The following is an 11,981-nucleotide window of genomic DNA, read 5'->3' as shown; positions in this document are numbered from 1 at the left end:
GTCCGGGCGCGCGGCCGGGCCGGCAGCAGCCGGGCGGGCGGCCGGGCCGGCAGCAGCCGGGCGGGCGGCCGGGCCGGAGGCCAGGGGGCGGGCGACGGTCGTCATGCGGGGACCCGGCGGTAGGACTCCAGCAGGTCGGCGACGCGGTCCAGGCCCTCGCCGGTCAGGCTGTTGGTGAGCACCACCGGTCGGCCCTCACGGACGCGGTCGGCGTCGGACGTCATCACGTCGAGGTCGGTGCGCACGTACCGGGCGATGTCGATCTTGTTGATGACCAGCACGTCCGAGTCGGTGATGCCCGGACCGCGCTTGCGCGGCATCTTCTCCCCCTCGGCGGTGTCCAGCACGAAGAAGAACATGTCCACCAGGACCGGGCTGAAGGTCAGCGTCAGGTTGTCGCCGCCCGACTCGTAGATGAGCGTGTCTATGTCCGGGAACCGCTCCAGGAGTTCGGCCCCGGCGGCCAGGTTCATCGTCGGGTCGTCGCGCACGGCGGTGTGCGGGCAGGCGCCGGTCTCCACGCCGACCACCCGCTCGGGGTCGAGCATCCCGGCCAGGTTGCGGCGGACGTGCTGGGCGTCCTCCTGGGTGTAGATGTCGTTGGTGATCACCGCGGGCCGTCGGCCACGGCCGATCAGCACCGGGACCAGCGCCTCGATCAGCGCCGTCTTGCCCGAGCCGACCGGCCCGGCGATGCCGACCCGGAGCACCTCGTCGTCCGTCATGTCCCGACTTCCTTTCTCATGAGACGAACATCCGCGCGTCGGCGCGCTCGTGGCGGCCGGACATCGCGTCGGCGACCGGGGCGCAGCCGCCCAGGTCCGCCAACTCCCGTTCCAGTGCGGTCGCCGTGACCTCCGCGACCACGGGTGAGAGGGCGCGCAGGGTGATCTGGGCGCGGCGGTGGTCCGTCAGGCGCAGCCGCAGCGCCGCGCTGACGAAGCTCACGCAGAACGCGAACAGGTCGCTCGCGACGGCCTGTTCGGCGGGAACCCGGCTCGCCGCGTAGGCGACGCCGGCGGCCACGGCCTGACAACCGGGCGACCGCTTGGCCACCACCAGGGCGGTGTAGTGGTCCAACTCCTCACCGCCCAGCGCGATCCGGGCGGTGTCCAGCATCTGCCGCCCGGTCCGGGTCGAGGCGATGCGCACCTCACGGTTGAGCTTGCTCGCGAAGAGCCGCTGGTCGATCTCGACCAGGTCGTCCCACCGCCCCGCCGTGACCGCGCGGTGGGCCAGCGCGAGCGCGGTCGCGTCCGCCGGCCCGACGGAGTGGCGCAGCAGATCCTCCAGCAGCACCGGCATCGTCTCGGCGTCCACCTGCTTGGCCTGGACGTAGCCCTCCAGGCCGTGCGAGAGCGTGTAGAGCCCGCTCGGGAACGCCGAGTCGGTGAGCTGCAGGCTGACCAGGAGCCGGTCGATGGCCGCGCTCATGCGAGGTAGAAGAGGTGGTTGAGGGGAAGTTCCCGGGCCGGCTCGATGGTGGCGGGCTCGCCGTCCAGGGTGACCTGGTACGTCTCCGGGTCCACCTGGATCTTCGGCAGCGCGTCGTTGCGGACCATGTGCTGCTTGCCGACGGTGCGGCAGTCGCGGACCGGCAGCACCCGGCTGTCCAGACCGAGTTCGGCGGGCACGCCGCGGTCGATCGCCGCCTGCGACATGAAGGAGACCCTGGTCGCCTGCCGCGCCTTGCCCATCGCCCCGAACATGGGGCGGTAGTAGATGGGTTGGGTGGTCGGCAGCGAGGCGTTCGGGTCGCCCATCAGCGCCCAGTTGACCACGCCACCCTTGATCACCAACTTGGGCTTGGCGCCGAAGGAGTGGATCGGCCACAGCACGATGTCCGCGAGCTTGCCGGGCTCCAGCGAGCCGATCCAGTCGGCGGTGCCGGTGGCGATGGCCGGGTTGATGGTGAGCTTGGCCAGGTAGCGCAGCACCCGCTGGTTGTCGTTGCGCTCGCTGTCCCCCGCCAGCTTCCCGCGCTGGTCCTTGCAGTGGTGGGCGGTCTGGAACGCGCGGGCGAAGGACTCCCCCACCCGGCCCATCGCCTGCGAGTCGGAGGAGAAGATGGAGATGACGCCCTCGTCGTGCAGCACCGTCTCGGCGGCGACGGTCTCGGCCCGCACCCGGGAGTCGGCGAAGGAGACGTCCTCCGGGACGTCATGGCTGAGGTGGTGACAGACCATCACCATGTCGAGCAGCTCGTCGACCGAGTTCACGGTGTAGGGCAGCGTCGGATTGGTCGACGAGGGAAGGACGTTGGGCTCGCCGGCGATCCGCATGATGTCGGGCGCGTGGCCGCCGCCGGCACCTTCGGTATGGAAGGTGTGGATGGTCCGGCCGTCGATCGCCGAGAGGGTGTCCTCGAAGAAGCCCGACTCGTTGAGGGTGTCGGTGTGGATCGCGACCTGCACGTCGTACTCGTCGGCCACGCGCAGCGCGGTGTCGATGGTCGCCGGAGTCGCGCCCCAGTCCTCGTGCACCTTGAGACCGCAGACGCCCGCCTCGACCTGCTCGCGCAGCGCCTCCGGAAGCGAGCCGTTGCCCTTGCCCAGCAGGCCGGTGTTGACCGGCATCTCCTCGACCGCCTGGTACATCCGGCCGATGTTCCACGGACCGGGCGTGCAGGTGGTCCCGTTGGTGCCGTCGGTCGGGCCGGTGCCGCCGCCGATGAAGGTGGTGATGCCGTTGGTCAGGCCCTCCTGGGCCTGCTGCGGGGCGATGAAGTGGATGTGCGTGTCCACGCCGCCCGCGGTGGCGATCAGGTGCTCGCCCGAGACCACCTCGGTGCCCGGCCCGATCACCAGCTTGGGATGCACGCCGCTCTGCAGCCGCGGGTTGCCCGCCTTGCCGACGGCGGTGATGAAGCCGTCCTTGACGCCGATGTCGCCCTTGACCACGCCGAGCACCGGGTCCAGCACCACCACGTTGGTGATGACCAGGTCGAGCGCGCCCGTGAGGTTGGTCGCCGCCGGGTCCTGGGCCATCCCGTCCCGGATGCCCTTGCCACCGCCGTAGACGGCCTCGTCGCCGTAGTGGCCCTCGTTGTGGTCCTGCTCGATCTCGACCACCAGGTTGGTGTCGGCCAGGTGGAACCGGTCACCGACGGTCGGGCCGAAGAGGTCGGTGTACTGGCTGCGCGGGATCAGCGCCATCAGGCGTCGCCGCCCTTCGCGTCCTTGTCGAAGGCCAGCGTCGCGCCGACGGCTTCTCCGACGACGTCGCTCCCCGGGCGCGCGCCGAGGAAGCCGAGTTCGGCGGCGCGGCGCAGCGCCTTGGCGCGCGTGTCGGCCGCGTTCAGGCCGCCGTCGACCAGGCCGCTGAACCCGACCAGTCGCCGGTGCCCGGCGAAGGCGACCAGATCCACGTCGCGGGTGTCGCCCGGCTCGAACCGGACGCCGGTCCCGGCCGGCAGGTCGAGGTGCATCCCGTAGGCCTGCGCGCGCTCGAAGTCCAGGGCCCGGTTCGCCTCGAAGAAGTGGTAGTGCGAACCGACCTGGATCGCCCGGTCACCGGTGTTGCTCACCCGGACGCGTGCCGTGGCCCGGCCGGCGTTGATCTCGACCGGCGCCTCTCCGTAGAGGTAGGCGGGTCTGCCTGCTGACATGGCATCTCTCTTTCGGCGTCGTCAAGCGCGAGCCCGGAGGGTCTCGGCGGTGGGGCTGGTGACGTGCGAGCGGCGGGGACGGGGGGACGTCAGTGGTGGGCTTGCAGGACGTCGTGGCGCGCGCTGTGGGTGTGGGCGTGGGCGTTCCCGGTGGGTGAGGTGGCGCCCGGCTCGTGACGGTGGGGGTGGAGTCGCCCGTGCTGGTCGTGGTCGTGGCTGTGGTGATGGCGGTGCGGTTCGGTCGCGGCGTGCGTGTGGGCGTAGCCGTGGCCGTGCTCGGCGTCGAGCCCGTCGGCGATGCCGTCGTCGCCCTCGCGCAGCCGTCGCAGGGCTTCCTGCGTGCGGGCGGTGAGGACTCCGGCGACGGCGTACGGGGTGAGCAGGGGTCCGCCGTCCACCACTGCGGCCGTCGATGTCGGCGTCGGTGCGGCGGGCGCGAAACCGGCCGGGACGAGCAGGACCCGGGCCGCGCCCAGTCGGCGGCAGCGATCCACTCCGTTGGCGAGGTCGGGGTCGCCGCCGTGGAAGGCCACCTCCACCCAGCGGTGGGCGCCGTACTGCCGCACCAGCCGCGCGACCCGGAAGAGCTCGGCGTCCTCGAACGGGCCGGCGGCGGGGGCGGTGAGCAGCACCGCGGTGGCGCCGGCGTCCGGCCCCGGGGCGCCGGTGCTGGGGCGGTCCGTCGCGACCGCGTTGGTGGGGTCCGCGGCGAGGTCTGCGCAGGCGCGGCCGGTGGCGGCGCGGAGCCAGCCGACCAGATGGCCGGCGCTGCCGAACGGTTCGGTCAGGGCGATGCGCTTCCCGCCGCGGACGTCACCGCCTCGGACGTCGGCGCCCCGGTGGTCGCCCCTTCGGACGTCGGCGCCCCGCTCCCGCGTGAGCCACCGCAGCGCGCGAGCCGCGTCGGCGACCAAACGCGGGTCGCGGCCCAGCGTCATCGGCACCACGCAGACCGGCCGCTCCGGCACGGCCGTGAGCGCGTCCATGACCGCGCGGGTCAGCTCTCGACCGACGGTGACGGCGCGGAACGCGGTTCCGCGCTCCACCAGCGGCCGGAGTTCCTGCGCGCCGACGCTCTCGTGCCCGCCGACCAGTACAAGGGTGGCCGGCACACCGGCTGGCCCCATGCCTCAGGCTCCGACCGGGTCGTGGCACGAGACCAGTTTGGTGCCGTCCACGAAGGCCGCCTCGATCTGCAGGAGCGGGAGCATCTCGCGCACGCCGGGCATCACGTCGTCGGCCGCGACGATGCCCTTGCCGAGTTCCATGCACTCGGCGACGGTTCGCCCGTCGCGGGCACCTTCCAGGATGCCTTCGCTGATCAGCGCGACGGCCTCGCTGTAGTTGAGCTTCACGCCGCGATCGCGGCGTCGGCGGGCCAGATCGGCCACGACGTAGACGTAGAGCTTTTCGATCTCACGCGGCGCGAGATTCATGGGGCGCTCCTTCTGCGGGCGTCAGGGCTGCCCGCAGTCGAGCCGGGCCACCCTGACAATGTTCCACGATACGGAAACATAATTCCGTTCGAGAGGACCGTAGGGGTGACGCCCACACTCGTCAACATGTTGTTGCAGCAACGAGCGCTTTCCTTAACCAGTTCTTTCTCAGCCTGGTGATCTCCACAGGTCAGCCGCTCATCCAGCCGCCTCGCCAAAAAGTGCCCGGACGTGCGGAACGGGGGCGCCGGCAACGGCACCCCCGTCCAGATCAACGACCGCGATCGGTCCGGCGCAGCCGTCAGCCTCGACGTCGCATCAGGCGGGCCTCGGCGCGCAGGAGAGCCGGCATCAGCACGTAGACGACGACGGGGACGACCAGCCCGGTCATCACCAGGGTCCGCACGGCCATGGGCAGGTGGGCGGTGAACGGGCCGAACAAGAGAAAGGCCCCGGTGATGGTGGGGTAGACGGCCAGCCAGGTGAGCAGCGCCCGGCGGTGGACGGAGGGCCCGCGGGTCACCGGGGCCGTGCGGCCGGCGTCATCGGCGACGACGACGGTCGACATGGTCTGCATCATGTGTTCCCCCCTTGAACGAGGGTCGGGGTCAACCGACTCCAACCAACTGGTTGGAGTCTCGCACAGCCCCGGCCCTGAGTCCAACCATACGGTTGGACTCCCGGTATTCTGAGGCCATGGCCTGGGACACCGCACGCACACAGCAGCTCCTCCTCACCGCCGCCGTCGAGGAGTTCGCCGAGCACGGCCCCGAGGGCGCCCGAATTGCCAGGATCGCCACACGGGCGGGAGTGAACAAGGAGCGGATCTACCAGTACTTCGGCAACAAGGAGCAGCTCTTCGCCGCCGTCCTGACGGCCGAGATGGGCAAGCTCGCCGCGTCCGTCCCGCTCACACCGCAACACGCGGAGGACCTCGCCGACTACGCCGGGCGCTGCTACGACTACCACGTGGCCAACCCGCACTTCACGAGGCTGCTGGCCTGGGAAGGCCTGCAGCGCGGCGCCGGCCCAGGATTCGGTTCGGGCGAACCGCTGGCCGCCGAGTCCGAGCGGCTCGCCCACTACGCCGAGAAGGTCGGGGCCATCGCCGCGGCACAGCGCGCCGAGGCACTGACCGACGAACTGGACCCCGGGCGGCTCATGTTCGCGGTGATCGCGCTGGTGACGTCCTGGATCATGCTGCCGCAGCTGACCCGTCTGCTGTTCGCCCCGCCCAACTCACCCCAGCCCGCCTCGGACCGGGAGGCGATCATGCTGCTGGCCCGCAAGATGACGACTCGCTCGTCATAGCGCCGTTGTTAACCCCCGACTCTGCCTCAGCGCGCTCCGCTCGCCATGGACACCGATCAGCACACCATGGCAGATTGTCAGCAGTCGGAATCCAACTTCCGTACCACGGAAGAGCAACGGGGGTGCTGCCATGAAGGAGCTGGACGCGACGCCGGAGTCCTTCGCCTTGATCGCCGCCGCGACAGGCCGACTCCGCTCCGGACTGGCCGGGCTGACCGACGGCGACGTCTCCGCGCCGTCCCTCCTGCCCGGCTGGAGCCGCGGCCACGTCCTCAACCACCTTGCCCGCCAGGCCCCGGCACTGGAGCGGCTGCTGGAATGGGCCCGAACGGGGGTGCGCACACCGCAGTACGCGAGCCGGGAGGCCCGCGACACCGAGATCGAAGCCGGCGCGCAGCGGTCCGCGTCAGCCCTGGTGGCGGACATCGAGGAGACCGCCGCGCACCTGCGGCAGGCGATGGAGGAGCTTCCGCCGCAGGCATGGGAGACGTCCATCAGGCCCTTCACCGGTGAACTGTGCACCCCACGCCGCATTCTGGTGATCCGGCTTCGTGAACTGGAGCTGCACCACGTGGACCTGGACCTCGGCTACGGGTTCGGCGACATCCCCGAGCCGGCCTTGCGGATCATCCTGGACGATGTTCTCGGCTACTACGCCGAAGCCGACGGCGCACCGGACCTCGACCTGCGCGACACCGCCGGGCACCCACTCGGGAGCCACGGCTCCGGCGCCCCCGTGATCCGGGGCAATCCGGCGGACATCCTCGCCTGGCTGTCCGGACGCACGCCGGGAACGGACCTGGAATCGTCGGCGCCCCTCCCCGAACTCCCCCGCTGGCTCTGAAACGCGACCTTGCCGACGGGCGAACCAGCTCGGACTCAACAAGGAGGCAGCGCTGCAGCGTTCAGCCCCGGCGATCTGGCCTACCCTGGTCGCGTGGATCTGCGCATCTTTACCGAGCCCCAGCAGGGTGCCGACTACCAGACGCTCCTCCGGGTGGCCAAAGCCACCGAAGACCTGGGCTACGACGGGTTCTTCCGTTCGGACCACTACCTGAGGATGGGCGAGGTGGACGGCCTGCCCGGGCCCACCGACGCCTGGATCACGCTCGCCGGCCTGGCGCGGGAGACCTCCCGGATCCGTCTGGGGACACTCATGACGGCCGCGACGTTCCGACTGCCCGGAGTCCTCGCCATCCAGGTCGCCCAGGTCGACCAGATGAGCGGCGGCCGCATCGAACTCGGCCTCGGCGCGGGCTGGTACGAGGCCGAGCACCGGGCGTACGGCATCCCCTTCCCCGCCGCCAGGATCGGCAGACTGGAGGAGCAGCTCGCGATCGTCACCGGTCTGTGGCGGACCGAACCGGGCAAGACCTTCGACTTCGAGGGCCGCTACTACCAACTCAAGGACTCCCCCGCGCTGCCGAAGCCCGCGCAGGAGCGGATCCCCGTCCTGATCGGGGGCATGGGCGCGGAGCGCACACCCCGGCTCGCCGCGCGCTTCGCCGACGAGTTCAACCTCCCCTTCGCCTCGGTGGCCGACACCGCCGCCCAGATCACGCGCGTCCGCGAGGCCGCGGCGGCGCACGGCCGCGCACCGGACTCCCTGATCTACAGCAACGCTCTGGTCGCCTGCGTGGGCCGCGACGACGCCGAGGTCAGCCGCCGCGCCGCGGCCATCGGCCGGGATGTGGCGGAGCTCAAGGAGAACGGTCTGGCCGGCACCCCCGCCGAAGTCGTCGACAAGCTCGGCCGATATGCCGAGACCGGCAGCACCAGGATCTACCTGCAGATCCTGGACCTCGACGACCTGGAGCACCTGGTGCTCGTGGCGGACCAGGTGATGCCCCAGCTGAGTTGACCTCGTCGGACGCGAACCGCCCCGCCCCCGAGCACTCATGGGGGCGGGCTTCATGCTCTCTGCTGCCGTGCGGTCAGCGCCGGGGGCGCGCGTACGATCGGCAGCCCCGCGGCCGTGAGCTTCGTCGGCTCGTAGGTGACATGACCGAGCCGGCTGAGGGCCCGGATGGCGTCATGGCTGTTGTCGGCGTCGGTTCCCAGCGTGAGCCGGATCAGCTGCTTCGGCGGCCACAGCACGCCGTTGACGCTGGTGCCGTACTTCCCCAGCTCGATCGGCTGCTGCCCGTAGGTGGCGAGGAACACCCCTGAGCGCGTGCGCCCAGGTGACTTCCTCTGCTGGACAACACCGTCGTGCTGCACGGCCGAACGGCTTTCACCGATCCGACGGATCCGGGCGCCGGCCGATGCCTCGTCCGTGTGTGGGTGGACTGAGCCATTCACCCCCCCAACGTTTCTCCGATGTCGTTCGTGTCTTGTCCGAGAAGGGGTTCGGTGACCACCTGAACGGCGGTCACGGCCTGAACGAACGAAGACGCGAAGGAACGAAACGTGATCTCTGATCGAGTCGGCACAGAACCGCGCGGGCGACGGAGCGTGCGCGGGCGGTCCGGGCGGCGGTGGGCCATGGCGGCTGCCGCCGTGACGGCGGTCGTCGCCACGGGCGGGGCGGTGCTGCCGAGCGCGATGGCCGAGACACGGCAGAGCGCCCCGCAGAGCGGCCGGGCGACGGAGTCGGCGCACGGTGTCGGCGCGGGCACGGTCACCGGCCGGCAGATGGTCGCCCTGCTCACTCACGTGCTGCCCGCACGCGGCAAGGTCAGCGACGGGACCGGACGGGGCGTCAAGGACAAGGGTCTGCCGAGCCCGTACGGCGACGGCCTGTTCGAGCCGGGCGCTTGGGTCAGGTACGACGACGGCCACGGTCCGGCAGGCATCTGGGTGGACGTCACCCGCTGGAACCGGCCCGACCCCCGGCAGGAGCCGTTCACCTGCAAGACCTCGGAGCCGACGGGCAGCAACCGGCACTGCACTGTCGTGCATCTGGCCGGCGGCGCCGTCGTCAGCCTGACGCGGCAGGACTTCGCGAATCCGCAGGGCGGCTGGGAGCGGATCTGGACCGCCACCTATGCGCGTCGGGACGGCGGCCGGGTCGTGCTGCAGGAGTCCAACTCCGTCTACGACAAGCAGCTGGCGACCCGCGTCAACCCGCCGCTGACACTCGCGCAGCTCCAGGCCGCCGTCACCAATCCGGTGTGGGCGAGGGTGATCGACGACATCCCGGCGGCAGGCGCGCAGCCGAGCAACCTGAACACGCCGTTCGGGCCGGACGGGATAGGCGCGATCTTCTACCGGCTGATCCCGTCCGGCTTCACCATCATGGGAGCGCAGGGGAGCATGTTCCCCGCGCCCGGCAACACGGTGGTGCTGAGTGACGCCCACGGCCGCGGCAGTGTCTACAACACGGTCATGGCCTCGAGCTCGACGGCCTTCTTGTCGACCCAGTTCCACAAGCAGTACCCGACCGCAGCGGCCCTGCCCGGCGGCGGCTGGCTCGGCGTCAAGCGGGTCGCCGGTCGCCACGCGGGCACCGAGCAGTTCTGGGTCTCGGTCTACCGCGGACACTCCGTCGTCACGGTCGTCGCCCTCAACAGCGTCGGCCCCGACGGGACCCGCACGCGTCCGGCGCCGGTGCTGAGCATCGCGCAGCTGACGGCCATCGCCGAGAGCCCCGCCTGGGGCGCCGCGAACTGACCTGCAGGTCAGGCTGACCGTGGTGCCCACCGCCCCCGGCCCGGCGGGGCCGGGGGACGGCGGGCGCCACGGCACAGCACAGCGCGGCAGGGCAGGGACACCCCCAACCGGATCCCGCTGTTGTTCGTATGAGGTGATGGAGGGACGAGGGGGGGACGAGTGGCCGAGTGGTCCGAACTGCTCGCGGAACTGGTGGAAGTCCGCGGCACAGAACTGAACAGGTACGGGTTCCTGCTCTGCGGCAACCGCAGTGAGGGCGCCGATCTGTTCCAGGACGCGCTGGTCCGCGTCTTCACCCACCCGAAGGGCGGATGGACTGTCCGGGACGTGGAGGGCTACGTCCGCCGGACGATGCTCAACCGCTACCTCGACCAGTACCGGCGCCAACAGCGGTTGCGGCGGCTGCTGCCGCGTCTGAGCGGCGGTCCGCAGGCGGAGGTGGTCCCGGACCACGGCGAGGGCGCCGACCGGCGCCTCGACCTGCTCGCCGCACTGGACTCGCTGTCGCCACGTCAACGCGTCTGCGTGGTTCTGCGGTTCTACGAGGACCTGACGGTGGCCGAGGTGGCCCACCGGTTGCGGCTGAGCGAGGGTACGGTCAAGCGGCACCTGAGTGACGCCTCCTCGCGCATGTCCGCCGTCCTGGGCGGACCCGCACGTCCGGCACACGTCAGCAGCACGGGAGGGAACCGGTGAACGAGCCGCCCATCGCCGACGGACTGCGGGAACTCGCCGAGCTCGCGGGGCCGCACCAGGTCGACCTGCACCACCTCGGCGACCGCATTCGCCGTCGCCGTCGGACCCACCGCGTCGTCGCCACCTCTGCCGTCGTGGCTCTCGTCGCCTGCTGCTGGCTCCTGCCCGGCCTGCTCTCCGGCGGCGGCAGCACCGCCGTGCCGGCCGCGCCCCCCAGCCCCGCCGCAACATCCTCTCCCGGTCCGCACGAGCCGCGCACGCAGCAGCCGCCGCTGCCCACACCGGGCAGGCTGGACGCGGAGGCCCTGCAGGTGGCGGCCGTCTTCCAGCGCGTCGTGGCATCGGGCAAGCTCACCGTCATGGGTGGCCAGGGTCTGCACGACAAGGGCTCGGCGACCCCCCTCGGCAGCGGTTTGTTCGAGCCTGGCGCCTGGGGCCTCTACGACGACGGGCACGGGCTGTCGTCGGTCTGGGCCGACCTCAGCCGCTGGAACCACCCCGACACCACGAAGCCGCCGTTCACCTGCGCAGTCGTCCAGGGGACGCCGAAGCCGGACGACTGCCGGACGGTGCGCCTGCCCGACGGCGGCGTGTTCAACCTGACCAAGCTGAACGCGAAGCCGGGCATGTGGAACGCAATGTGGACCGCGACCTACGCCGCCCCGGACGGGGCCCGGGTGGTGATCCAGGAGGAGAACGCGCCCGGCGACAAGGGCTACACCCCCACGCGCGCCGAGCCTCCGTTCGATGCCGCGCGGCTCCAGCAGATGGTGACCAGTCCGCTCTGGGACCCGCAGCTCACCGCCATCCCCGCCGTCGGTGGCCAGAGCAACGACGTCAACACCCCGTTCGGCCCGGACGGTATCGGTGCCATCTTCTACCGCCTCATCCCGTCCGGCTTCGCCATCTCCGGCGCCACGGGCGCGGACAACCCCACGATGGGCAACACCATGGTGCTGACCGACAGCCAGGGCAAGGGCAGCGTCTACGGTTGGGAAGTCATTGGCGGCGCGAACACGCCGGCGGGCCTGTCCGCCTTCCTGAAGGACTACCCGAACGCGACCCGCCTCCCCGACGGATCCTGGCTCGGCTCCAAGCAGACCCCCGGCCAGGGTGGCGCGGGCACCGCGCAGTATTGGGTCGCCGTCCAGCGCGGCAACACCCGCATCGTCGTGGTCGCCCTCAACAGCGTCGGTCTCACGGGCGCACGCAGCCGCCCCACCCCGGTACTGACGATCGACCAGCTGACCGCCATCGCCGAGAGCCCGACCTGGGGCTCGGGCGGGTGACCCGTGGTCCTGCGGTCCGGGGCTTCGACC

The 11,981-nt window shown here is 71.2% G+C and carries 14 protein-coding genes; 6 read left to right on the top strand and 8 right to left on the bottom strand.

Annotation, left to right across the window (positions count from 1 at the left end; translation table 11 throughout):
• Positions 1-101: 101 nt before the first annotated feature.
• The 7 genes from ureG to DN069_RS08225 form a co-directional block, all read right to left on the bottom strand.
• On the bottom strand, positions 102-725 hold the full coding sequence (ureG, locus tag DN069_RS08255) for an urease accessory protein UreG (RefSeq protein ID WP_111500194.1): 624 nt from the start codon (positions 723-725) through the stop codon (positions 102-104).
• 16 nt (positions 726-741) lie between these two features.
• Positions 742-1,434, bottom strand: coding sequence for an urease accessory protein UreF (locus DN069_RS08250; RefSeq protein WP_111500193.1), 693 nt, complete (start codon positions 1,432-1,434; stop codon positions 742-744).
• Positions 1,431-3,155: an urease subunit alpha gene (gene ureC, locus DN069_RS08245; protein WP_111500192.1), complete on the bottom strand. Its 1,725-nt coding sequence runs from the start codon at positions 3,153-3,155 to the stop codon at positions 1,431-1,433. The genes DN069_RS08250 and ureC overlap by 4 nt, the downstream gene beginning before the upstream one ends.
• Complete coding sequence (locus tag DN069_RS08240) at positions 3,155-3,607, bottom strand: urease subunit beta (protein ID WP_111500191.1); 453 nt, start codon at positions 3,605-3,607, stop codon at positions 3,155-3,157. The genes ureC and DN069_RS08240 overlap by 1 nt, the downstream gene beginning before the upstream one ends.
• 89 nt (positions 3,608-3,696) lie before the next feature.
• Complete coding sequence (locus tag DN069_RS08235) at positions 3,697-4,734, bottom strand: cobalamin biosynthesis protein CbiX (protein ID WP_207892088.1); 1,038 nt, start codon at positions 4,732-4,734, stop codon at positions 3,697-3,699.
• 3 nt (positions 4,735-4,737) lie between these two features.
• The gene (locus DN069_RS08230) at positions 4,738-5,043 is read right to left on the bottom strand and encodes an urease subunit gamma (protein WP_111500190.1); all 306 of its coding nucleotides are present in this window, start codon (positions 5,041-5,043) and stop codon (positions 4,738-4,740) included.
• Positions 5,044-5,344: 301 nt separating this feature from the next.
• Positions 5,345-5,623, bottom strand: a complete 279-nt coding sequence (locus tag DN069_RS08225) for a putative antibiotic biosynthesis monooxygenase (RefSeq protein ID WP_243639001.1) — start codon at positions 5,621-5,623, stop codon at positions 5,345-5,347.
• Positions 5,624-5,739: 116 nt separating this feature from the next.
• Here DN069_RS08225 and DN069_RS08220 point away from each other — a divergent pair, with 116 nt between their 5' ends.
• From DN069_RS08220 to DN069_RS08210, 3 genes are all read left to right on the top strand, one after another.
• A complete protein-coding gene (locus DN069_RS08220; RefSeq protein WP_111500189.1) occupies positions 5,740-6,354 on the top strand; it encodes a TetR/AcrR family transcriptional regulator in 615 nt (204 codons plus the stop codon).
• A 130-nt stretch (positions 6,355-6,484) separates the two neighbouring features.
• Positions 6,485-7,198, top strand: a complete 714-nt coding sequence (locus DN069_RS08215) for a maleylpyruvate isomerase family mycothiol-dependent enzyme (protein WP_111500188.1) — start codon at positions 6,485-6,487, stop codon at positions 7,196-7,198.
• Between the two features lie 93 nt (positions 7,199-7,291).
• Positions 7,292-8,215, top strand: coding sequence for an LLM class F420-dependent oxidoreductase (locus tag DN069_RS08210; RefSeq protein WP_111500187.1), 924 nt, complete (start codon positions 7,292-7,294; stop codon positions 8,213-8,215).
• Positions 8,216-8,265: 50 nt separating this feature from the next.
• Here the strand turns inward: DN069_RS08210 and DN069_RS08205 are convergent, their stop codons facing one another.
• Positions 8,266-8,517 (bottom strand): hypothetical protein, encoded by a 252-nt coding sequence (locus DN069_RS08205; RefSeq protein ID WP_111500186.1) that lies wholly within the window; start codon positions 8,515-8,517, stop codon positions 8,266-8,268.
• Positions 8,518-8,838: 321 nt separating this feature from the next.
• Between DN069_RS08205 and DN069_RS08200 the strand changes: the two genes are divergently transcribed.
• The 3 genes from DN069_RS08200 (at position 8,839) to DN069_RS08190 (ending at position 11,951) form a co-directional block, all read left to right on the top strand.
• The gene (locus DN069_RS08200; protein ID WP_111500185.1) at positions 8,839-9,966 is read left to right on the top strand and encodes a hypothetical protein; all 1,128 of its coding nucleotides are present in this window, start codon (positions 8,839-8,841) and stop codon (positions 9,964-9,966) included.
• Between the two features lie 159 nt (positions 9,967-10,125).
• The gene (locus DN069_RS08195; protein WP_111500184.1) at positions 10,126-10,662 is read left to right on the top strand and encodes a sigma-70 family RNA polymerase sigma factor; all 537 of its coding nucleotides are present in this window, start codon (positions 10,126-10,128) and stop codon (positions 10,660-10,662) included.
• On the top strand, positions 10,659-11,951 hold the full coding sequence (locus DN069_RS08190; RefSeq protein ID WP_111500183.1) for a hypothetical protein: 1,293 nt from the start codon (positions 10,659-10,661) through the stop codon (positions 11,949-11,951). The genes DN069_RS08195 and DN069_RS08190 overlap by 4 nt, the downstream gene beginning before the upstream one ends.
• Positions 11,952-11,981: the final 30 nt, after the last annotated feature.

Source organism: Streptacidiphilus pinicola (genome assembly GCF_003258295.1).
Taxonomy (GTDB): domain Bacteria; phylum Actinomycetota; class Actinomycetes; order Streptomycetales; family Streptomycetaceae; genus Streptacidiphilus; species Streptacidiphilus pinicola.
This window is presented reverse-complemented; position numbering and strand designations above follow the sequence as displayed.

Coding starts and splice junctions, on each gene's coding strand:
- DN069_RS08230 (WP_111500190.1), bottom strand. CDS start 5,043: ATGAATCTCGCGCCGCGTGAGATCGAAAAGCTCTACGTCTACGTCGTG.
- DN069_RS08220 (WP_111500189.1), top strand. CDS start 5,740: ATGGCCTGGGACACCGCACGCACACAGCAGCTCCTCCTCACCGCCGCC.
- DN069_RS08235 (WP_207892088.1), bottom strand. CDS start 4,734: ATGGGGCCAGCCGGTGTGCCGGCCACCCTTGTACTGGTCGGCGGGCAC.
- DN069_RS08240 (WP_111500191.1), bottom strand. CDS start 3,607: ATGTCAGCAGGCAGACCCGCCTACCTCTACGGAGAGGCGCCGGTCGAG.
- DN069_RS08250 (WP_111500193.1), bottom strand. CDS start 1,434: ATGAGCGCGGCCATCGACCGGCTCCTGGTCAGCCTGCAGCTCACCGAC.
- DN069_RS08225 (WP_243639001.1), bottom strand. CDS start 5,623: ATGATGCAGACCATGTCGACCGTCGTCGTCGCCGATGACGCCGGCCGC.
- DN069_RS08200 (WP_111500185.1), top strand. CDS start 8,839: ATGGCGGCTGCCGCCGTGACGGCGGTCGTCGCCACGGGCGGGGCGGTG.
- ureG (WP_111500194.1), bottom strand. CDS start 725: ATGACGGACGACGAGGTGCTCCGGGTCGGCATCGCCGGGCCGGTCGGC.
- ureC (WP_111500192.1), bottom strand. CDS start 3,155: ATGGCGCTGATCCCGCGCAGCCAGTACACCGACCTCTTCGGCCCGACC.
- DN069_RS08215 (WP_111500188.1), top strand. CDS start 6,485: ATGAAGGAGCTGGACGCGACGCCGGAGTCCTTCGCCTTGATCGCCGCC.